Here is a 21,813-nt window from a genome sequence, read left to right as displayed (position 1 = left end):
AACCCGGAAGCTAAGCCCTCCAGCGCCGATGGTACTGCACTCGACAGGGTGTGGGAGAGTAGGACACCGCCGAACACACATTCCAGAAAACCCCCAACCACCACCGGTTGGGGGTTTTCTGCACCCCACACCACCCACACCGGCACCACACGCGGCGCCCCGGGGCATCGAATCGAGCAGACTCCCAATGCGCGCCCCGCGCCCATCACACCCCGGCGGCACAGACGCGCGCAGAATCGTCAGACGCGCGCGACATCGCCACCCCGCACGGCACCAATCTCCGCGCGTTCAGCAAACGCGCGCGCATTCGCGGCCCCGGAGCCGGAGGCAGGGAGGCCGGGACACGAGGCCCACACTGTCCAGCACGGAACCCCTCGACCATCACCCGGCGGCACAGGCGCGCGCAGAATCGTCAGACGCGCGCACAATCGCCACCCCACACGACACCAATCCCCGCGCGTTCAGCAAACGCGCGCGCATTCGCGCGCCGGGGCCGGAGTGACCCACACACGCAACGGATCACCCTCGGCATGCCCCGAGCGCCGTCGACCACCACACCACCTGCCCCGAACCCCTCGACCCTCACCCCGCGGCACAGACGCGCGCAGAATCGTCAGACGCGCACACAATCGCCACCCCACACGACACCATTCCGCGCGCGTTCAGCAAACGCGCGCGCTTTTGCGGCGTAGGGGTACGCAACGGATCGTCCGCAATGGGCACCCCATGATCGCGAACCTCGGAGATCAGGCGTGGACGGCAGTATCCGCGTTGGCGTCGATGTCGATACCCTTCGGATTCGCGAGTACTGTCTCGGCGGATCGCCCGCGTAGCGTCACCGCGTCGCCGAATTCCCATCGATCTGCTTCGTCGGTTTCGGCACCGTCGACTGCTGCTTTTGATGAAAGGATTGCTCCGGGAGCGCTTTTCGCCAGTTCCGATAGGCGAGCGGCTTCGTTCACCGGGTCTCCGATGACGGTGTACTCGAATCTGGACTTCGCTCCGACGTTGCCTGCAACCGCGCGGCCGGCTGCGACTCCGACGGCTGCGCTGCACTCGGGGACCTCGACCAGCAAGCGTCGGGCAATGGTCCGTGCCGCGGCCAATGCGGAACCGCAATGGTCTGGGATGTCGTTCGGGGCCCCGAAGATGGCGAGTGCTGCGTCGCCCTCGAATTTGTTGATGAATCCACCGTGTTCGTCGACCTCGTCGACCACTACGGCAAAGAATCGGTTGAGCAGGTCGACGACCTCGGTCGGTGGCCGCGACGACGCGAGTTCGGTGGAGCCGACGAGGTCGATGAAGAACACGGCGATATCGCGCTCCTCGCCCCCGAGCTCGCTCTCGGACTGCAGCGCCTTCTCTGCGACCTCGTGGCCCACATGCCGTCCGAACAGATCGCGGATCTTCTCTCGATCACGCACACCGTCGGCCATGCGGTTGAACCCGCTCTGTAACTCACCGAGCTCGGTGCCGTCGTACACCGCAAGGCGGACATCCATGTTGCCCTTCTCCACCTCGGCCATCCCGGCGCGCACATTGTTGATCGGCGACGTGGTGGCGAAGCCGCCGAGGACAGTCAGGGCGAATCCGAAGACGATGGTGATTCCGCCGAGCGCGAGGATGGACACGGCGAGCTGGTTCGCGCTCGTCTCCGGTCTGAGAAAACGGAAGACCGCGATCATCATCAGGCCGGAGACCGGAACGCCGGTTCCCAACAACCACGACAGGATCGACCGTCCCATGACGCCGGCGATACGGATCCGTCGTGGATCGCCTGCTTCGAGCGCCCGAGCCGCGATGGGGCGGAGCGCGAACTCGCTGAGCAGGTAGCTGAACGCGCAGACGACCGTGCCGCCGGCGGCGATCGTGAACGCGACCTTGGGGATCGCCTGAGGGTCGATGATGCCGTCGATCGTGGTCAACAGGATCAACGCGCCGATCCACAGCGCTATCTGCATGCGGGTCAGGCGCCACGGCATTGCAAGAGTCGCAACCTGCTCGGATCGGGTGGGTCGACGGTCCTCGATGCCCCACCGCAAGCTGCTCAGCGCACCCGTGGTGCCCCAGACGACGCCGACGAGGAACGCGAGAAAGACGTACACCGGGACGACGATGAAATTGACCCACCAATAACGATCCATGTCCAGGACGTCAGGACCTGGAACGACGACGCTGATCAGAACGCCCACGATCACAGCGCCGACCAGGTTGGACAGGACCAGGAAGACGGTCAGCAGCAGCTGAATTCGGATCCGTCGTCGACGTGGCGACTCGGAGGTGTCGCCGAGCAGTCGGGAACCCAGGGGAGCGGCAGATCGTCTCAATTGCGGCATGGTCGTCACAGACTAACGGGGCACCTGGCTTAAGGTGGTCGAGTGCGTCTAGTTATTGCTCGTTGCCAAGTCGATTACATCGGCCGCCTCACCGCACATCTACCGTCCGCGCGTCGCTTGCTTCTGGTCAAGTCCGACGGATCGGTCAGCGTGCACGCAGACGACCGGGCATACAAGCCACTCAATTGGATGTCTCCACCCTGCTGGATGGTCGAGACCACCGAGGACGAGACGATCAACTGGGTTGTCACCAATAAGGCGGGAGAGGAACTCAGAATCTCCATCGACGAGGTCGAGCTCGATTCCAGTCACGAGCTCGGCATCGATCCGGGTCTGGTGAAAGACGGTGTGGAGTCCCATCTTCAGGAGTTGTTGGCCGAGCACGTCAGTACCCTCGGTGAGGGGTACACCCTCGTGCGCCGGGAGTACATGACCGCAATCGGACCGGTAGACCTGTTGTGCCGCAACGCCGATGGCGGAACCGTGGCCGTCGAGATCAAGCGACGCGGTGAGATCGACGGCGTGGAACAGTTGACGCGGTACCTCGAGTTGCTCAACCGAGACCCGCTGCTGGCACCGGTCAGCGGAGTCTTTGCCGCCCAAGTCATCAAGCCGCAGGCGAAGACCCTGGCCACTGATCGCGGCATTCGTTGTCTCACACTCGACTACGACGTCCTACGAGGAACCGACAGCACCGAGTTCCGGTTGTTCTGACGACTGTCGGCACTACCCGGTCGTCTCCGCGGGCTCCACTGAAGGTGGTCGACGCATTCTCTACACTGGACGGGTGCCTCGTCGTAATCTGCCCCGCAAAGCGAATCGGAGCGGCCACAATGATGTCGGTCCCGCTGCCGACTCGGTCTTGGGCGGCAACCGGACCGAGATCGGACCGGACGGGGACACGTACACCACGCGAATGATTCCGGGGGCCAAGGCTGTCAAGACGTATCGGTGCCCCGGCTGCGATCACGAGGTGCGGCCCGGGGTCTCACACGTTGTCGCGTGGCCCTCGGACGACTTCGGCGGAGCAGACAATCGTCGGCACTGGCACACCGGCTGTTGGTCCGGCCGAAACACGCGAGGCCTCACCCGCAGGTGGTCTTAGCGGGGAGTCCTCGCGTCGGGCGATATCTCAGGACGCGGAGTCGGCGGACTCCTTCTCCGTCGCCTTCTCTTTCTCGGCTTTTTCTGCCGCCTTCTCCTCTTCCTTCTTCAGGATCGCGGTCGGGTCCGGATTGTCGAGCAGTTCGCTTTCTCGGTTGACCGAAGCCAGCATGGCCGGAACCGAGTCGAGCTGGCCACGGATACCGAGCAGCTGCGCGAGAACTCGACTGCGCAGCACCCGCAGCTCCTCGGCCAGTTCCTTCGAATGGGCGATGCGTCGTTCTGCCTGCTCGCTGGCGGACTGAAGCCGTCGAGCAGCCTCGGCCGTCGCCTCCTCGATGCGGCGGGCCGCGTCGGCCTTGCTCGATGCCTCTAGCTCTTCGAGCGCAGAGAGCACCTTGGTGCGGCGCTCGGCCATCGTGATCTCGAAGTCCTCCTGGACCTGGGTGCGCTTGGCCTCGGACTCCGCCGCCAGCTTGTCGCGTTCGGCCTGCGCGGCCTCGACGACGCGGGCTGCTTCGGTGCGTGCCTGAGCCATGGTCTGCTCGTGCTCGGTCTCGAGAGCTGTTCGACGTTCCTCGAGCTCTGCAACCAACGACTCGTGCCGACCACGCAGTCGCGCACTCTCTTGCTGCGCAACCGAAATCATTTCCTCGGACTCCGAGTGTGCCTTCGCACGTACCTCGGAGGCCTCGTCCGAGGCCAGGCGCAGCATGCGCGAAATGCGGTCGCTCATTCCCTCCGCAGTGGTGGGCGGAACCGACAGCCGATCGATGTCTTTACGCAGTTCGTCGATCTCGTCGCGTGCGTCGTCGAGTTGTTTGGCCAGATCACGAGCCTGAGCCGCGGCCGCATCGCGGTCGGCGGTGGTCAGGCGGAGCTCGGCGTCGAATCGTTCGAAGTAATTGGTGACTTCGTCGCGATCGAACCCCTTCCGGACGATGGAAAAGGGAAGTTGCACGGTAGGTGCGCGCTCATGATCGATGGCCATGGCCGACAATTTACCGGTGAGTCAAGTAGAGGGCCATACCGTCGATTCACCGAGATCGATCAGTGACCTTTGTGGTGGGGTTCGACCAGTTCGATCAGGACTCCGCCTGCGTCCTTGGGATGAACGAAGTTGATCCGAGAATCGGCGGTGCCGCGGCGCGGTGCGTCGTACAACAACCGGACACCGCGGGCGCGCAACTCGGCCGAGATCGCGTCGATATCGGTGACGCGGTACGCAAGCTGCTGCAGACCCGGTCCGTTGCGACCGATGAACTTGGCGATCGTGGACGACTCGTCGATCGGCGCGAGCAACTGCAGGGCAGCAGACTGTTCGCCGGCTCCGGGGAAGGACAGCATCGCCTCGCGAACGCCCTGTTCCTCGTTGATCTCCTCGTGTACTGCAACCATGCCGAGGTGGTCGGTGTACCAGGCGATGGCAGCATCGAGATCCGGCACCGCGATACCGACATGGTCGATAGCCGTCACCAGGTCGGAGCGGAGCGGAGCTCCCGTGTAAGACTGCGTGCTGGAGGTCATAGCCATGACGTTAGTGCCAGCTGCGTTTCGGTGCACCGCCCGGTCGGTACCGGTTCGGGGCGTCAGAACGTTGATCTCGACAAGGCCGTCTTCACACTCTCGGAGGAAATCGTGACCACAACAGTCATCGTTGCCGGCGCTCGCACGCCTGTCGGACGCTTTTCGGGCGCGCTCAAGGACTTCTCGGGATCCGACCTCGGTGGTATCGCCATCAAAGGTGCACTCGACAAGTCGGGTGTGGCACCGGATCAGATCGACTACGTCATCATGGGGCAGGTTCTCACCGCCGGAGCCGGCCAGATCCCGGCCCGACAGGCGGCCGTTGCGGCAGGCATTCCGATGAGTGTGCCTGCGCTGACGATCAACAAGGTGTGCCTGTCCGGCGTCGATGCCATTGCGCTGGCCGACCAGCTGATCCGGGCAGGAGAGTTCGAGATCATCGTCGCCGGTGGGCAGGAGTCGATGACCCAGGCTCCGCACATGCTCGAGAAGTCGCGTGCGGGATTCAAGTACGGCGACGTCACGATGCGTGATCACCTCGCCTACGACGGCCTCTACGACATCTTCACCGATCAGGCCATGGGAGCGCTGACCGAGCAGCGCAATCAGAACACCGAGGTCATCAGCCGCGAGGAGCAGGACACCTTCGCCGCCGCGTCGCACCAGAAGGCAGCCGCAGCCTGGAAGAACGGCGTCTTCGACAACGAGGTGGTCCCGGTATCGATTCCACAGCGCAAGGGTGAGCCGATCCAGTTCACCGCCGACGAAGGAATCCGCGCCGACACCACGGTCGACTCCCTCGGCAAGCTCCGCCCCGCGTTCGACAAGGCCGGTACCGTCACCGCCGGATCCGCATCACAGATTTCCGATGGTGCCGCCGCCGTCGTGGTGATGAGCAAGGAGAAGGCAGAGTCTCTGGGACTGACCTGGCTCGCCGAGATCGGTGCCCACGGAGTGGTCGCCGGTCCCGATTCGACACTGCAGTCGCAGCCGGCCCGCGCCATCGCCAAGGCGTGCGAGAAGGACGGCATCGACCCGAAGGACCTCGACGTCGTCGAGATCAACGAGGCGTTCGCCGCAGTTGGAATCGCGTCGACGCGTGAGCTCGGCATCGATCCGGAAATCGTCAACGTCAACGGTGGCGCGATCTCGATCGGTCATCCCCTCGGTTTGTCGGGAGCTCGAATCGCGCTGCATCTGGCCCTCGAGCTGCAGCGACGCGGCGGCGGAGTCGGCGCAGCCGCACTGTGCGGCGGCGGTGGACAGGGCGACGCCCTCATCGTTCGAGTACCGAAGCAATAGGACTCGTAGTGGCTCTGGAGAGGAACTGAGACCAGAGCCACTACGTTCTGTCGTAGCAAACCGGGCACAATAGCGGGCATGACCAACTTCTTCGACCTGAGCAGCACGGCCAAGCGCTTCCGTTTCATCGCCGTCCTGGAAGCCTTCACCTGGCTCGGACTGCTGATCGGAATGGCGTTCAAATACTTCCCGGCCGACGGCAACGAGATCGGGGTGAAGATCTTCGGCCCCATCCACGGTGCCGTGTTCCTCGTGTACCTGGCTGTAGCGGTACTGACCGCGGTGAAGCTGAAGTGGGACGTCAAGGCAATCCTGCTGGCGCTCGTCGCGGCATTCCCCCCGTTCGGCACGGTGGTCTTCGAGATCTGGGCAGCGCGCACGGGTCGTCTTGCGGAGCTGAGCACGAGAGGCTCCGCAGCCGGGGCGAAGGTTCTGTCGTGACCTACAGCGCCGCCCGCCAGTGGATGACGTATCGCGTTAGTGACAAACTGTAGGGCGTGACTCGACCCGGTTCCCGTCCTCCCGTCCGCCCCTCTGCCGTTCCCGCCTCCATTGCCGGTGCTGTCGACCTATCGGTTCTCAAGGACCGGCCGGCACCTGCTACACAGGCCGAATCGGGCGGCGATACCGGAGGATTGGCCCCGATCGTCGACGTCAGCGCGGCAACGTTCGAAGCCGAGGTTCTGCAGCGATCGACTCAGGTTCCGGTGATCGTGGACCTGGGTTCTGCCCGGTCGCCTCAGTCCCAGGCGTTGACGCGTCAGCTCGGACAGCTGGCTGTGGAGGCTGCGGGTACATGGGTGCTCGCGCGGGTCGACGTGGACTCCAATCCTCAGATCGCGCAGGCGTTCGGCGTACAGGCCATTCCGACGGTGGTTGCCGTTGCGGCCGGCCAGCCGCTGGCGGATTTCCAAGGCACGCAGTCCGATGAGCAGTTGCGTCAGTGGCTGCAGGCTGTCGAGCAGGCGACTGCAGGCAAGCTCACCGGCCCACCCGGGGCGGCTGCCGCAGAACCGGAACCCGAGGTCGAGGACCCGAGGATCGCTGCAGCCGAAGAAGCCATCGACGAGGGTGATTTCGACAAGGCAGAAGCTGCCTACCAGGCGATCATCGACGCCGAGCCGAAGAACACCGAGGCCGTCGCCGCACTGCGCCAGGTCAAGTTCCTCGCACGTGTGCAGAACCTGGCACCGGACGCGATTGCACTCGCCGACGCCGATGCCGGAAACGTGCAGGCCCGGATCGATGCAGCGGACGCCGAGATGGCTGCTCAGCAACCGGAGCAGGCCTTCGCTCGTCTGATCGACGGAATCAAGATCAGCGCAGACGACGACCGAACTGCGCTGCGCACTCGTCTGCTCGAGTTGTTCGAGTTGTTCGACTCGGCCGATCCGCTGGTGGTCTCCGCGCGGCGCAAGCTCGCGTCCGCCCTGTACTGACAGGGGGGGGCTCAGCTGTAGCGGGCGTCGCACCGTTGTTTGCCGCCGAGCACTCCCGAACGGAATGCATCGACTCGGGAGAATCCCGACGGCAGCGTCGTACCGTTGACGTCGCTGGCGGCGAGGCCGTCGCTGAGCAGGCCTGATACGGCTTCGTCCAGATCGCCGGGGGAGAGCCAGACCTCGAGGTCGGTGGTTCCGCTCTCGACGCTCATCGCCGAGGTGATCACTCCGGACAGGCAGGCCGAGCGCAGGGCGGCCTGCGGATCGTTGAGTGTCTGGCCTGCTTCCTTCTGCACCGCGAGCGTGTAGCGCGAAGCGAAGAGCACGTAGGCGCTGTAGTCGCCGGAGACGTTGAGCGGCAGGATGTCTCCGCGCTGCGGGGTTTCGGGCATTCCCTGCTCTGCGAGGTCCGCCACGTCGACGCCGATGGTGTTGCTCGACGGGCAGTACGAGACCGGCGCGGTGGCTTTGGCATCGGCGCACCCGAGGTCTGCGCCCGAGTAGTCGACGATCGGCGGATCGGCCACGGGCAGCACCGTCTCGAATGATCGGGTGAACGCATCAAGGGAGTCCTCGGTGACCGGAAGCTCGCCGGAGTCGTCGGGGTCGCTGAACTTCTGCGGCAACGATGCTCGACGCGCATCGATCTCGTCCTCGTCGATTCCGGTGCAGGCCCCCGCACCGTCGGTGAAGCCGATCTGCACGGCGGTGACCCGCTCGAAAGCCGAGCCGTGTACCGATTCCGGATCGTTGGGATCGACATCGCGGACTGCGACGGTCGCGGCGAGAACGCCGTTGAGGCCGTCCGAGGTGTTGATGGTGAAGTGTGGCGCGTCGTCCTCTGCGACGTGCCGGATGAACGCGCCGGCGAAGCAGTCGGCCTGTTGCTCGGCCACGATCGTCGGGGTGTCGTCACCGACGAGTCCCGATTGATGCTGAATAGCGTGGCCGTATTCGTGGGCGATGACCATCACCACCGACATCGGTCCGAATGCGTCGACCAGTGCCGGGAGCAGGATGGTGCGGTCCCACCCGATCGAATCATCGCGGGTGCAGTACGCGGCGTTGGGGATGCCGCCGGTCCGGTCGCCGCAGAACCTGATGCCCGATCCCTCGTCCTGGGATGCGTCCCAGGAGATCAAGGTCGAGATCGGCGTGAACGAGCCCTTGAAGATGAGGGGGTACTGCTCGGCCCAGAATTGTTCGAGGTCGTCGATCGCATTGGTGGCGAGGAGATCGGAGTAGGTGCCCTCGGCATTCTCCACGGTGATCGTCGAATCGGGGATACCAGGACGGGGCCCACTCGGTCCGCTGGTGACCGGAAGTCCGGCGACGGTGAACGGGTTCTCGTAGATCGACACCGCAGTGCCGCCGACGGTCTGTGCGCATGAGGAAAGCAGGAGTAATCCGGCTGTGGCGGCCGCGGCCAGTAGTCGGGGTATGCGGCCGCCACTCATCTATCGCTCCAGTTTTATCCAGATCGCCCCGTTGGCAGGAAGTACGACCTGGCTGGAAGCAGGTCGTCCGTGCCACGAGTGCGATGTTGCCGTCACTTCACCGAGGTTGCCCATCCCGGCGCCGCCGTACTCTGTCGCATCGGTGTTGAGGATCTCGATCCAACGGCCGGGTTCCGGTAGTCCCACACGATAGCTGCCGTGCTCGGAACCAGAGAAGTTGAAAATACACGCGATGACCGAACCGTCGGAGCCGTACCGAAGAAAGCTCAACACGTTGTTCTCGGTGTCGTTGGCGTCGATCCAGGAGTATCCACTCGGCGAGGTGTCGAGTGTCCACAGAGCCGGATGTGAGCGGTACGTCGTATTGAGATCGGCAACAAGGGATTTGACGCCGCGGTGCAGGGGCTCGTCGTCGATCTGGGACCAGTCGAGGCCGCGTTCCTCCGACCACTCTCGGGTCTGCCCGAACTCCTGGCCCATGAACAGCAGCTGCTTGCCCGGGTGGGCCCACATGTAGGCGAGCATCCCGCGCAACCCTGCGGCCTTGGCGTAGTCGTCACCGGGCATCCGAGTCCACAGCGTTCCCTTGCCGTGCACCACCTCGTCATGGCTGATCGGGAGCAGGTAGTTCTCACTCCATGCGTAGACGAGAGAGAACGTGATCTCGTGGTGGTGGTAGCTGCGATGGATCGGATCACGCCCGAGGAATCCGAGAGTGTCGTGCATCCAGCCCATGTTCCACTTCATGTTGAAGCCGAGCCCGCCGACGTTGGTGGGGCGGGTGACACCGGGCCATGCCGTGGACTCCTCGGCGACGGTGACGACGCCGCGGTGCTTCTTGTGCACCGTCGCGTTCATCTCCTGGAGAAAAGCGACGGCCTCGAGATTCTCTCGGCCACCGTAGATGTTCGGCGACCAGCCGCCCTCGGGGCGGGAGTAATCGAGGTACAGCATCGAGGCCACAGCGTCGACGCGGAGCCCGTCGATGTGGAACTCGTCGATCCAGTACAGCGCGTTCGCCACCAGGAAGTTCCGGACCTCGCGGCGTCCGAAGTCGAACACCAGAGTGCCCCAGTCGAGTTGTTCGCCGCGTTGCGGGTCGCCGTGCTCGTAGAGCGGGCCGCCGTCGAAGCGAGCGAGGGCCCACTCGTCCTTGGGGAAATGGGCGGGCACCCAGTCGACGATGACGCCAACCCCGGCACTGTGCAGATGATCGACGAAGTAGCGGAAGTCGTCGGGGCTGCCGAACCGCGACGTCGGTGCGTAGTACGAGGTCACCTGGTAACCCCAGGATCCGCCGAACGGATGCTCGGCAACCGGAAGCAGCTCCACGTGGGTGAAGCCGGTCTCGGTGACGTATTCGGCGAGCTGCTCGGCGAGCTCCCGGTATCCCAGGCCCGGTCGCCAGGACGCGAGGTGGACCTCGTACACGCTCATCGGAGCCTGCGTCGGCTCGATACCAGCCCTGGTATCGAGCCACTTCTCGTCGTTCCAGGTGTACGACGACGCAGTGACCACCGATGCGGTGGACGGCGGCACCTCGGTGGCGAAGGCCATCGGGTCGGCCTTGTCCTTGACCGAACCGTCTGCGCCGTGAACGCGGAATTTGTAGAGCGCACCCGGCGCGATGTCGGGCACGAACAGCTCCCACACGCCGGTCGAACCCAGTACGCGCATCGGCCAGCTCCGGCCGGTCCAGCCGTCGAAGTCGCCCACGAGCGTGACGCCCTTCGCCGCCGGTGCCCACACCGCGAACGATGTGCCGGTCACCGGACCGTCCGGCGTCGCGTACGACTGCTGATGTGCGCCGAGGATGTCCCACAGTCTCTCGTGCCTGCCCTCACCGAACAGGTGCAGATCGAGCTCGCCGAGAGTGGGCAGGAACCGGTAGCCGTCGGCGGACTCGGAGACGTGCCCACCGGGCCAGGTGACGACCAGGCGGTAGTCGATCAGGTCCTCGACCGGAATCTCGGCAGAGAAGAGCCCGTGCGCAACGTGAGTCAACTCGTAGTCGACGCCGCCGACTCGAGCGAGGACCTTCTCGGCGTCGGGTTTGAGGGCGCGGATCGCGGTGCCGCCGGGCACCGGATGGGCACCGAGTACGGAATGCGGGTTGTAGTGGCGGCCCGCACCGATGAGTTCGAGATCGTTCTCGGACGGGGCTGCGACGGTGTCTTTCGGCGTCGACGGATTCTCGGTCACGTTGAATCCACTCACTTTCGGTTGCCGCGGTAGGCCAGTTCGATTCGTGCCGGGTACGGGATGTGGGGGAGGGCGAAGATGTGCGCCACCGATGTCCAGGGCTCGAGACGGACGAAATTGGTGTGGCCCCAGTCGTAGTGGCTCCCGCTCACTTCGTCCTTGATGGTGAGGGTGTCCTGCCAATCGTGGCCGAGCGCAGGCATGTCCAGGTGAATGGTGCCTTCCTCGGCTCCGAACGGGTTGAGGTTGATCACCACCAGAATCGAGTCACCGGTCTGCGGATCGAACTTCGAGTAGGCGATCAGCGCGTCGTTGTCGATGTTGTGGAAGTGGATGTTGCGCAGTTGCTGCAACGCCGGGTGCGCCCGCCGGATCGCGTTCAGCGTGGTGATCCAGGGCTCGAGTGATTCTCCGCGAGCACGCGCGCCCTCGAAGTCACGTGGCCGCAACTGATACTTCTCCGAGTCCAGGTACTCCTCGCTGCCTTCACGCACCGCCTGGTGCTCGAACAGCTCGTAGCCCGAGTAGACACCCCACGTCGGTGACATGGTTGCCGCCAGAGCTGCTCGTAGAGCGAACATTCCGGGTCCGCCGTGCTGCAGACTCTCGTGCAGGATGTCCGGGGTGTTGACGAACAGGTTGGGTCGCGCATCGTCGGCACGCCGGGCGTGCTCCTCGGCGAACTCGGTCAGTTCCCACTTGGCCGTCCGCCAGGTGAAATACGTGTACGACTGGGTGAAACCGCGCTGCGCCAGACCGTACATGCGCGCCGGCCTCGTGAACGCCTCGGCAAGGAAAAGCACGTCCGGGTCGGTTTTCTTGACCTCGGCGATCAGCCATTCCCAGAAGTCCGGTGGCTTGGTGTGCGGGTTGTCCACTCTGAAGACGTCGACTCCCAGCGAGATCCAATACCGGACCACGCGGAGGACTTCCTCGTAGATGCCGCGTCGGTCGTTGTCGAAGTTGACCGGATAGATGTCCTGGTACTTCTTCGGTGGATTCTCGGCGTACGCGATCGTGCCGTCGGGTAGAACCGTGAACCACTCGGGATGTGTTGCAGCCCATGGATGGTCGGGCGCTGCCTGCAGGGCGAGGTCGAGCGCGACCTCGAGGCCGTGCTCGCGTGCGGCATCGACGAACCCGCGAAAATCGGCCTCGGTTCCCAACTCGGGATGGATGGCGTCGTGTCCGCCGTCCTTCGATCCGATCGCCCACGGTGAACCGACGTCCTCGGGTCCTGGAGTCAACGTGTTGTTCGGACCCTTGCGGTTGATGGTGCCGATCGGGTGAATGGGCGGGAGGTAGACGATGTCGAATCCCATGCGGGCAATGCGAGGAAGCTGCTCGATCGAAGTGGCGAACGTGCCGTGCCGTGGTGAGCCGTCCTCGTTCCACCCGCCCGTCGACCGAGGGAAGAACTCGTACCAGGCCCCGTTGAGCGCGCGAGTGCGGTCAACCCAGATGTTGACCGCCCGTGATCGGGTCACCAGCTCGCGCAGTGGATGGACGAACAACAATTCGGCGACCGACGGTGCGAACGCCGAGGAGACCCGGGCCGGCAGCGGACGATCGGTGTCGCGCAGTGCACCGGCCACGTCGGCCAGCATCTGCCTGCTCTCGGCAGGAACGCCGGTGGCAGCTCGCAGAAACAGGCGCGCCCCGATCTCGAGATCGTTCGCGAGCTCGTGCGCACTCTGACCGACACCCAGTTTTGCTTCTACGGCATGACGCCACGTGCTGATCGGATCGCTCCACGCTTCGATACGGCAAATCCAGTAGCCCGGCCGCGACGGGACGAACACGGCGTCGAACGAGTCCGGCTCGCGGCCGGGCGTCATCGGGATTCGTTCGAGCTTGCCTCCCGGCCCGCGCACCGACAGCGTTGCCGCAACTGCGTCATGACCTTCGCGCCAGACATCGGCGGAGACCGGAAAGGTCTCGCCCACCACCGCTTTCGCGGGGTACTTTCCAGTCGTCGTATCTGGAAGGACATTGTCGATACCAAGTCGACCTGTCACTTCACACTCCATTCTTCGCTAGAGGTCTGGCTGCGCGGGCGCAACCTCTGATCGAACCGATACTGGTGTGCTTCTACTCGTCAACCGTAATGCAGCCGCGCAGATGGCGCGTGCGCCGACCGATACTGCCCACGACCGGCCCCGCGGAGCAGATTTCGTCGAGCCGCCCATCGGCACAGGTGTCCGTGGGTAGTGTTCGATCCTGTGAAAGCTTTGCGCCGATTCACCGTCCGAGCCCACCTTCCCGCCCGCCTGAATGCCCTCGCCGAGCTCTCGACAAACCTCAGGTGGTCGTGGCACCCGTCGACGCAGGACCTGTTCGAGCACATCGATCCGCTGTTGTGGACCGAACTCGAACGCGATCCGGTGGCCGTGCTCGGAGCCGTCGCGCCGGCGAGGCTGGAGGAACTCGCAGCCGACGATCGGTTTCTCGACGAGTTGGATGCGGCCGAGACGGACTTGCACGACTACCTCGCGCGCCCGCTGTGGTACCAGAACGAGTTGTCCGCGGGGCGGGCCTTGCCGTCGGGCATCGGGTATTTCTCGATGGAGTTCGGCGTCACCGAAGTGTTGCCGAACTACTCCGGCGGACTCGGCATCCTGGCCGGCGACCACCTCAAGGCCGCGTCGGACCTGGGATTGCCGTTGATCGGCGTCGGGTTGCTGTATCGCTCGGGTTACTTTAGGCAGTCCTTGACAGCGGACGGTTGGCAGGCCGAGCGCTACCCGTCCCTCGATCCGCACGGTCTACCGCTGCGGTTGCTCACCGACGACGCGGATTCGCCGGTGCTGATACACGTGTCGATGCCGGGCTCTCGGGTGCTTCGGGCTCGGGTCTGGATCGCCCAGGTGGGACGGGTGCCGCTGCTGTTGCTCGACTCCGACATCGCCGACAACGACCCGGAATTGCGTGGGGTGACCGACAGGTTGTACGGCGGCGACCAAGACCACCGGATCAAGCAGGAGATTCTCGCCGGTGTCGGCGGCGTGCGAGCGATCCGTGCCTACACCCACGCGCACGGATTGCCCGATCCCGAGGTGTTCCACATGAACGAGGGCCACGCGGGCTTCCTCGGACTCGAACGCATTCGAGAGCTGGTCACCGCGGGACCATTGGACTTCGACTCGGCACTGGCCGCGGTGCGAGCGGGCACCGTCTTCACCACACACACTCCCGTCCCTGCCGGAATCGACCGATTTCCCGCCGACCTCGTGCGGCACTACTTCGGCAGTCCTGACGGCGGCTCGGACTCCGCATTGCTGCCGGGGCTACCGATGGACCGAGTTCTCGAACTCGGCAGCGAGAGCGACGCCTCGGTGTTCAACATGGCGCACATGGGGTTGCGCCTGGGACAACGGGCCAACGGGGTATCGAAACTGCACGGCATCGTCAGCCGGGAGATGTTCAACGACCTGTGGCAGGGATTCGACGCCTGCGAGGTGCCGATCGGTTCGGTGACCAATGGAGTGCATGCGCCCACGTGGGCTGCTCGGCAGTGGGCCGACAGTGAGCGGGGTGCCGCGCCGATGACCTCGGATCAGGTGTGGTCCACTCGCAATGCCCTGCGCGCGCAACTGGTGGACGAGGTGCGGCGTCGAGTGCGGCGCTCTGCACTCGAACGTGGCTCGACCGAGGCCGAGATCAGTTGGACCGCAAATGTATTCGACCCGAACGTGCTGACCGTCGGATTTGCGCGACGAGTACCGACGTACAAGCGACTGACCCTGATGCTGCGCGAACCCGAGCGTCTTCGGGCCATGTTGCTGGACCCGGAACGTCCGGTGCAGCTGGTGGTCGCAGGAAAATCCCATCCCGCCGACGACGGTGGGAAGGCGCTCATTCAGCAGATCGTCAGATTCGCCGACCAGGCCGAGGTTAGGCATCGCATCGTCTTCTTGCCCGATTACGACATGTCCATGGCGCGCTTCTTGTACTGGGGGTGCGACGTGTGGCTGAACAATCCGTTGCGACCGCTCGAAGCCTGCGGCACCTCGGGCATGAAGTCGGCTCTCAACGGAGGCTTGAACCTGTCGATCCGCGACGGGTGGTGGGACGAGATGTACGACGGCGACAACGGGTGGGCGATACCCACGGCCGACGGCGTCACCGACGACAATCGCCGCGACGATCTCGAAGCAGCGGCACTCTACGAGCTGCTCGAGCAGGCAGTGCTGCCCAAGTTCTACGACCGCGGTGAGGACGGTGTGCCCAGTCGCTGGATCGAGATGGTGCGGCACACCCTCGAAAAACTCGGTCCCGAGGTGCTGGCATCGAGGATGGTTCAGGACTACACGCTCGGCTACTACGCACCCGCCGCCGTGTCCGCGCGCTCGTCGGCGGCCGACGGTCACCGAGGTGCCGCGGACGTGGCGTCCTTCCGTCGTCGTGTCGAACAAGCATGGGGCGCAGTGAAAGTGACCCGAGTGGACAGCGAAGGCCTGCCGGACACGCCGGTGATCGGTGCGGAGCTGGTGCTGCGCGCACACGTCGACCTGGGCGGCCTGGCCGCGGAGGACGTCGTGGTGCAGGCGGTGGTGGGCCGCGCCGACGACGAGGAGAACCTCACCGATATCGCGGCGACGGCCATGGCGCACATGGGAACGGAGGGCGGCGAGCACGTCTACTCCGGAAAGACGCGGCTACCGCACAGCGGCGCAGTCGGCTACACGGTGCGAGTGTTACCCCATCACGCCGGCCTCGCCTCGGACGCAGAGCTCGGTCTGGTAGCGACCCCGTAGTACGTCTCGCTACTTTCCTGCGAGACGGGAGAGTGCTTTGCGGACCACGTCCGGATCCGAGGTCTCCCAGAACGGCGGCAGAGAGGCACGCAGGTATCCGCCGTAGCGCGCAGTGGCAAGGCGTGAATCGAGCACGGCGACAACCCCCTTGTCGTCGACGCTGCGGAGCAACCGGCCCACGCCCTGCGCCAACAACAGGGCCGCGTGGTTGGCCGCGACCGCGAGAAACCCGTTGCCGCCACGGGATTCGACGGCCTGCTGCCGGGCGACGAGCAGCGGGTCGTCCGGCCGGGGGAACGGGATTCGATCCAGGATCACCAAACTCAGCGACGGGCCGGGCACATCGACGCCCTGCCACAGCGACAACGTCCCGAAGAGCGAGGTGGCCTCGTCGTCCGCGAACTTCTGCACCAGTGCGCCGGTGGAGTCCTCGCCCTGACACAGAATCGGCGTGTCGAGGCGCTCTCGCATTTCCTCCGCCGCCGCCTTGGCGGCGCGCATGGACGAGAAGAGCCCGAGCGTGCGACCTCCCGCAGCACCGACCAAAGATTCGATCTCGTCGAGGTACGACGCAGACAGGCCGTCGCGTCCCGGCGCTGCGAGATGCTTGGCGATGTACATGATCCCCGCCCGGGCGTGATCGAACGGCGATCCGACGTCGAGCGAGTTCCACCGAATCGATCCGCTGTCGGACGGCGGCTCCACGCCGGAGGCCATCGCAGTATCGCTGCGGGAGAGCTTCTCGGCAGGCAGACCCCAATTGACAGCCAACCCGTCGAACGATCCACCGACGGTCAGCGTCGCGGAGGTGAGTACCACGGTGGATTCGGCGAACAGCCGCGCCCTGAGTAGACCGCCCACCGACAGAGGCGCGATGCGGACGGTGCGTTTGACGTTGCCGCGGAAGTCGTCGACGGCGTGCCATACGACGTCCTTGCGTTTGGCCGGATCGGGTTCGTCGAAGGCCGTCAGAACGCGGACCGCGCTGTCGTGGACCTCGTCGACCGCGACGAGTGCGGCGCTGCGAGCCGCGGCGGCCTCGGGGTCGCTGGCGGCCATCCCCTGCTTGTTCGGACCGATTGCGGTGCGCACCGCCCACGCGGCGTCGCGGATGGACGCGAGCGCGGGCCCGACGCCGTCGGGCAGAGACTGCCAACGGCTCGGCGGCAGATCGTCGAGGATCGCGGCCCAGTTCTCGGCGGCGCCTTCGAGTTGGTCGACGGTCTCCTCTTCGATCAGTTTGGCGCTACGCCGCGCCGCAGCTGTGACGGTGGCAGCCGAAAGCTCCTCCGTGGCAACTCCGGTCACTCGATCGACCAGTTCGTGAGCTTCGTCGACGACAACGACGTCGTGCTCGGGCAAGATCTGGATTCCGGTGATCGCGTCGATCGCGAGCAGGGCATGGTTGGTCACCACGACGTCGACCTGTGCGGCCTCGGTGCGGGCGCGCTCGGCGAAGCAATCCTCGCCGACGGGGCACCGCGACTTGCCCAGGCATTCGCGAGCCGTGACGCTGACCTGACGCCAGGCCTGATCGCTCACGCCGGGCACCACGTCGTCGCGGTCACCGGTCTCGGTCTCGGACGACCACTTCGTCAGTCGCACCACCTCGCGTCCCATCCGCGAGACGGCGAACGGATCGAACAATTCGGCGTCCGGCGCTTCCTGCGCTGCGCCGGTATGAATCTTGTTCATGCACAAATAGTTGTTGCGGCCCTTGAGGATCGCGAACTGCGGCCGACGGCCGAGGGCCTCGGTCAACGCATCGGACAAGCGTGGCAGATCGCGGTCGACCAACTGCCGCTGCAACGCGATGGTGGCCGTGGAGACGATGACGGTCTTACCCGATTCGACCGCGTGCCGAATGCTCGGCACGAGGTAGGCGAGCGACTTGCCGGTGCCCGTGCCTGCCTGCACAGCGAGGTGCTCGCCGGTATCGATCGAATGCGCCACCGCCGAGGCCATCGTCAGCTGATTGCTACGTTCCTTGCCGCCGAGCGAGTGCACCGCAACCTGCAGGAGCGCGGGAACGGTAGGTAACTCGGTCTTCGACGGCACCGAAGCAGACTACTGCCGATGGCCCGCCGGGCTCGGCACCGACACCGCCGCTACCCCTCCACGAAGCGGGTGGGTATCGCCGGTTCGCCCTGAGAGAGCTTCAGGCCCTCCCACGGCAGGCTGACGAGGCGTCGAGCAAGGAGGTCGCGGCCGTCGGCCAGCGTCGGGAGGTCGGCAACTGCCTCGCCCCCGCGAATGAGCGGCGTGGTCAACGTCTCGGCCGTCAGATCGCCGTCGACGGTAGGGGGAGCGCCGAAGGGGTGCACTATCTCTTCGACCGCGGTGCCGGTGGGGCGGGCGGTGCGTAGCGCCGCTTTGGTGCCACCACGAGACTCTTTGTGACTGCTGCGCTTGGCCACCGGAATTCCGTCGACGGTGACCAGCTTGTAGACCATCCCTGCCGTCGGTGCACCAGACCCGGTGACCAGGGACGTCCCGACACCGTAGGAATCGACCGGCTCCGCGCGCAGTGCCGCGATGGCGTACTCGTCGAGATCTCCTGACACGACGATTTTCGTCTCGGTCGCCCCCAGCGCGTCCAGCTGGTCGCGAACCTGGCGCGCGAGCACACCGAGGTCGCCGGAGTCGATGCGCACCCCGCCGAGTCCTGGCCCGGCCACCTCGATGGCGTTCGCAACGCCCTGGGTGATGTCGTAGGTGTCGACGAGCAGGGTGGTGCCCACCCCGAGCGCACGTACCTGCGCTGCGAACGCGGCCCGTTCGTCCGGGCCGTCGGCGGTGGTGTGCAGCAGCGTGAAGGAGTGGGCCGAGGTTCCCGCTCCAGGGACGCCGTGTCTACGGACCGCCTCGAGGTTGGACGTCGCGGTGAAGCCCGCGAGATACGCCGCCCGAGAGGCGGCCACCGCTGCTTCCTCGTGGGTGCGACGCGACCCCATCTCGATGATCGACCGGGGCTTTGCGGACGCCACCATCCGTGCTGCCGCGGACGCGATCGCACTGTCGTGATTGAGAATGGACAGCACCAGGGTTTCCAGAACGACGCACTCGGCGAAGGTGCCGCGGACGGTCAGCACCGGGGATCCGGGGAAGTACAGCTCGCCCTCGCGATAACCGTCGACATCGCCGGTGAAGCGGTAGTTGCGGAGCCACTCGACGGTATCGGCGTCGAGGAACTCGGACACCACTCGCAGCTCGTCCGGGCCGAATCGGAAGCGGGCTATCGCGTCGAGTATCCGGCCGGTGCCTGCCAGGACGCCGTACCTGCGGCCTCCTGGCAGCCTCCGTGCGAACACCTCGAAGCTGCACATGCGATCGGCGTAGCTGCTGGCCAGCGCAGCCGACAGCATCGTGTACTCGTACTGATCGGTCAGCAGCGCGGTGCTGGGGGTGTCGCCGGAAGTGCCGTGATCTGTGGTCGCGTCGTTGCTCACCACGCCCACACTACGAGCGTAGGGGCGAGCGTGGGACGCTGGCCCGATACGCCGTACCCTGTTGCCATGCCTTGGTTGACGGTGGATGGATCGCTTCTGTCCGTGGACGGCGTCTCGGCAGGTCAGGTGGTGGCGGCGTCACCACAAGCGGTTCCGGCGCAGACCGAGGCCGTGGCTGCCGACGAAGCCCACGACACCCCCTGGGTGACGATCGTGTGGGACGACCCGGTCAACCTGATGCATTACGTGACCTACGTGTTCCAGAAGCTCTTCGGTTACAGCAAGGCCAAGGCCACCGAGCTGATGATGCAGGTGCACTCCGAGGGCAAGGCCGTCGTGTCGAGCGGCGAGCGCGACGCGATGGAGAACGATGTTCGACGGCTGCACGCGGCAGGCCTGTGGGCCACCATGCAGCAGGACAAGTAGCCAGCAGCTCACCACCGCTTCTTCAGAGAAGGACACCAGCAACAGTGCGTACGTGGACGAGACGGAATTCGCTGTCCGGAATCAAGATCAAATCCGAGATCGATGCGCGCGAGGCTGCCGTGCTCCGTTCCCTCGTCGGCTCGGTTCTCGGCTTGCTGCGTGACCGTTCCGCCGCAGCCCCCACCGACGAACTCGCCGCGCTGACCGGACTGCGAACCGGCCACAACAGTCCGCCCGAGGACGCCGCACTGGCACGGCTGCTGCCGGACTTCCACCGCGCCGACCCCAGCCACGACGACGAGGATCCCACCGACCTCAACGGCGCACTGCGCGGACTCCACGAACCGGAGATCATCGACGAGAAAATGGCTGCGGGATCGATGATCCTGGCCACTCTTCCCGAGTCCGGTGGCAAGATCGTGCTGACCCAGGAGCAGGCGGACGCGTGGTTGACCGGCCTCAACGACGTGCGGCTGGCTCTCGGCACGACGCTGGGGATCAGCGCGGATACTCCCGATGTTCTCGACGAGGGTGATCCTCGCGCTCCGCATCTCGATGTGTATCACTGGCTGACCTGGATGCAGGATTCACTCGTACAGGTCCTCATCCCTTAGGACACGCGCGTGAACGCTGCTGGATCGACCGCCGCCTTCTCGAATCCCGGACCGCGGGATTGCCTGACCGACGTCGCAGGCCTGCTGGTGGGGCACCATCACGAACTCGACGACACCGCCGTCATGGGGTCGGGTTCGGCGACCGGATGCACCGTGGTGCGCGCCCTCGGTGGTGCGACCGCGGCAGTGGATGTGCGCGGCGGCGGTCCGGGGACCCGCGAGACCGATCTGCTCGATCCGAGCCACTCCGTTCAGCACGTCAACGCAATTGTGTTGACCGCGGGCAGCGCGTACGGCCTCGCAGCCGCCGATGGGGTCATGCGGTGGCTGGAGGAGCACGGACAGGGCATCGCCATGGGCGGTCCCGATCACGTCGTCCCGATCGTCCCTGCTGCGGTGATCTTCGATCTTCCGGTCGGCGATTGGACCGCGCGCCCGACGGCGGAGTTCGGCTATCTCGCAGCAGCAGCAGCTGCAACCGATGTCGCGACGGGGTCGGTGGGAGCAGGCGTGGGTGCTCGCGCAGGAGTGCTCAAAGGCGGCGTGGGGACCGCAAGCACAGTGATCGAGGGCGGTCCGGCCGATGGGGTCACGGTGTCGGCCCTGATGGTCGCCAACCCCGTCGGTGCCGTGTTCGATCCGCGCACCGGACTGCTCTGGGGCACCGGCACCCTCGGACCCGAAGCCTTCGGCATGCGTACTCCCGATGTCCACGAGGTGTGGACGGCCCTGGCGCTCGAACCCAAAGGTACCGCTCTGAACACCACCATCGGTGTCGTCGCCACCGATGCCGCGCTGTCTGCCGCGTCCTGCAAGCGGATCGCCGTCGCGGGTCACGACGGTCTGGCCCGTGCCATTCGACCGGCACACTCGCCGCTGGACGGTGACACGATCTTCGCGGTGTCGACAGGCACGCGAGCCGTCCCGGCGGAGGCCTCTGTTCCCGCCGCGTTCTCGGCGGAACTACCGGTGCTTGCCGCGGTCACCGAGGCCGCGGCGATCGTCGTCGAGCGGGCCATCGTCCGCGCCCTGCTCGACGCCACCTCGGTGGCCGGCATACCGACTTACCGGCAGATCTTCCCGTCGGCATTCAAGGATTGACGAGCCTGTTCGCCTCCGTCCCGAGGCGGCGTGTGCCGGTACCGTGGAGCTACCGACGTTGGAGGCGATCATGAGCGAGACCGGCAAGGTTCCCGG

The 21,813-nt window shown here is 65.4% G+C and carries 17 protein-coding genes and 1 rRNA gene; 10 read left to right on the top strand and 8 right to left on the bottom strand.

The genetic code is table 11. The annotated features are described in order from the left end of the window. Positions 1–75: ribosomal RNA gene (gene rrf / locus ACOQFP_RS06595) — 5S ribosomal RNA — on the top strand; the annotation flags it as partial. Between the two features lie 671 nt (positions 76–746). Here rrf and ACOQFP_RS06590 read toward each other — a convergent pair. Continuing rightward, entirely contained in the window at positions 747–2,336 is a 1,590-nt protein-coding gene (locus ACOQFP_RS06590; protein WP_421583819.1) for an adenylate/guanylate cyclase domain-containing protein, read from the bottom strand. A gap of 42 nt (positions 2,337–2,378) precedes the next feature. Here ACOQFP_RS06590 and nucS point away from each other — a divergent pair, with 42 nt between their 5' ends. Further along, positions 2,379–3,050, top strand: coding sequence for an endonuclease NucS (nucS, locus tag ACOQFP_RS06585; protein ID WP_341244340.1), 672 nt, complete (start codon positions 2,379–2,381; stop codon positions 3,048–3,050). Positions 3,051–3,123: 73 nt separating this feature from the next. Continuing rightward, entirely contained in the window at positions 3,124–3,441 is a 318-nt protein-coding gene (locus tag ACOQFP_RS06580; protein WP_421583818.1) for an ATP/GTP-binding protein, read from the top strand. Positions 3,442–3,468: 27 nt separating this feature from the next. On the opposite strand, the gene ACOQFP_RS06575 is transcribed toward ACOQFP_RS06580, so the two are convergent. Both ACOQFP_RS06575 and mce read right to left on the bottom strand, forming a co-directional pair. Continuing rightward, positions 3,469–4,431, bottom strand: a complete 963-nt coding sequence (locus tag ACOQFP_RS06575; RefSeq protein ID WP_341244341.1) for a hypothetical protein — start codon at positions 4,429–4,431, stop codon at positions 3,469–3,471. A gap of 59 nt (positions 4,432–4,490) precedes the next feature. After that, the gene (gene mce / locus ACOQFP_RS06570) at positions 4,491–4,973 is read right to left on the bottom strand and encodes a methylmalonyl-CoA epimerase (RefSeq protein WP_421583817.1); all 483 of its coding nucleotides are present in this window, start codon (positions 4,971–4,973) and stop codon (positions 4,491–4,493) included. A 105-nt stretch (positions 4,974–5,078) separates the two neighbouring features. Here mce and ACOQFP_RS06565 point away from each other — a divergent pair, with 105 nt between their 5' ends. The 3 genes from ACOQFP_RS06565 to ACOQFP_RS06555 all read left to right on the top strand — a co-directional run bounded on the left by ACOQFP_RS06565 (position 5,079) and on the right by ACOQFP_RS06555 (position 7,708). Continuing rightward, positions 5,079–6,269, top strand: coding sequence for an acetyl-CoA C-acetyltransferase (locus ACOQFP_RS06565; RefSeq protein ID WP_421583816.1), 1,191 nt, complete (start codon positions 5,079–5,081; stop codon positions 6,267–6,269). A 69-nt stretch (positions 6,270–6,338) separates the two neighbouring features. Beyond that, on the top strand, positions 6,339–6,710 hold the full coding sequence (locus ACOQFP_RS06560) for a DUF3817 domain-containing protein (protein ID WP_206490080.1): 372 nt from the start codon (positions 6,339–6,341) through the stop codon (positions 6,708–6,710). A 110-nt stretch (positions 6,711–6,820) separates the two neighbouring features. Next, positions 6,821–7,708: a co-chaperone YbbN gene (locus ACOQFP_RS06555; RefSeq protein WP_421583828.1), complete on the top strand. Its 888-nt coding sequence runs from the start codon at positions 6,821–6,823 to the stop codon at positions 7,706–7,708. An 11-nt stretch (positions 7,709–7,719) separates the two neighbouring features. Here ACOQFP_RS06555 and ACOQFP_RS06550 read toward each other — a convergent pair whose 3' ends face one another. Genes ACOQFP_RS06550 through ACOQFP_RS06540 form a run of 3 tightly spaced genes read right to left on the bottom strand, consistent with a single transcriptional unit; the run spans position 7,720 to position 13,388 of the window. Further along, positions 7,720–9,168 (bottom strand): metallopeptidase, encoded by a 1,449-nt coding sequence (locus ACOQFP_RS06550; RefSeq protein ID WP_421583815.1) that lies wholly within the window; start codon positions 9,166–9,168, stop codon positions 7,720–7,722. After that, positions 9,169–11,370, bottom strand: a complete 2,202-nt coding sequence (gene glgB, locus ACOQFP_RS06545; protein WP_206490033.1) for a 1,4-alpha-glucan branching protein GlgB — start codon at positions 11,368–11,370, stop codon at positions 9,169–9,171. It abuts the gene before it with no gap. An 11-nt stretch (positions 11,371–11,381) separates the two neighbouring features. Beyond that, the gene (locus tag ACOQFP_RS06540) at positions 11,382–13,388 is read right to left on the bottom strand and encodes a maltotransferase domain-containing protein (RefSeq protein WP_421583814.1); all 2,007 of its coding nucleotides are present in this window, start codon (positions 13,386–13,388) and stop codon (positions 11,382–11,384) included. A gap of 204 nt (positions 13,389–13,592) precedes the next feature. Here ACOQFP_RS06540 and glgP point away from each other — a divergent pair, with 204 nt between their 5' ends. Beyond that, positions 13,593–16,127 (top strand): alpha-glucan family phosphorylase, encoded by a 2,535-nt coding sequence (glgP, locus tag ACOQFP_RS06535; protein ID WP_421583813.1) that lies wholly within the window; start codon positions 13,593–13,595, stop codon positions 16,125–16,127. A gap of 9 nt (positions 16,128–16,136) precedes the next feature. On the opposite strand, the gene ACOQFP_RS06530 is transcribed toward glgP, so the two are convergent. Both ACOQFP_RS06530 and ACOQFP_RS06525 read right to left on the bottom strand, forming a co-directional pair. Then, positions 16,137–18,185, bottom strand: coding sequence for an ATP-dependent DNA helicase (locus ACOQFP_RS06530; protein ID WP_421583812.1), 2,049 nt, complete (start codon positions 18,183–18,185; stop codon positions 16,137–16,139). Between the two features lie 50 nt (positions 18,186–18,235). Further along, on the bottom strand, positions 18,236–19,585 hold the full coding sequence (locus ACOQFP_RS06525) for a nicotinate phosphoribosyltransferase (RefSeq protein ID WP_206490037.1): 1,350 nt from the start codon (positions 19,583–19,585) through the stop codon (positions 18,236–18,238). 120 nt (positions 19,586–19,705) lie between these two features. Here ACOQFP_RS06525 and clpS point away from each other — a divergent pair, with 120 nt between their 5' ends. From clpS to ACOQFP_RS06510, 3 genes are read left to right on the top strand one after another with little or no spacing between them, the layout of a single operon-like run. Beyond that, entirely contained in the window at positions 19,706–20,002 is a 297-nt protein-coding gene (gene clpS, locus ACOQFP_RS06520) for an ATP-dependent Clp protease adapter ClpS (protein ID WP_206490082.1), read from the top strand. Between the two features lie 44 nt (positions 20,003–20,046). Then, the gene (locus ACOQFP_RS06515; RefSeq protein ID WP_206490038.1) at positions 20,047–20,616 is read left to right on the top strand and encodes a DUF2017 domain-containing protein; all 570 of its coding nucleotides are present in this window, start codon (positions 20,047–20,049) and stop codon (positions 20,614–20,616) included. A gap of 9 nt (positions 20,617–20,625) precedes the next feature. Further along, positions 20,626–21,717: a P1 family peptidase gene (locus ACOQFP_RS06510; protein WP_206490039.1), complete on the top strand. Its 1,092-nt coding sequence runs from the start codon at positions 20,626–20,628 to the stop codon at positions 21,715–21,717. Positions 21,718–21,813: the final 96 nt, after the last annotated feature.

The organism is Rhodococcus sp. MALMAid1271 (assembly GCF_049195265.1).
In the GTDB taxonomy this organism is placed as follows: domain Bacteria; phylum Actinomycetota; class Actinomycetes; order Mycobacteriales; family Mycobacteriaceae; genus Rhodococcoides.
Note: the sequence above shows the minus strand (reverse complement) of the source record. Positions and strands in the feature narration are given on the sequence as shown.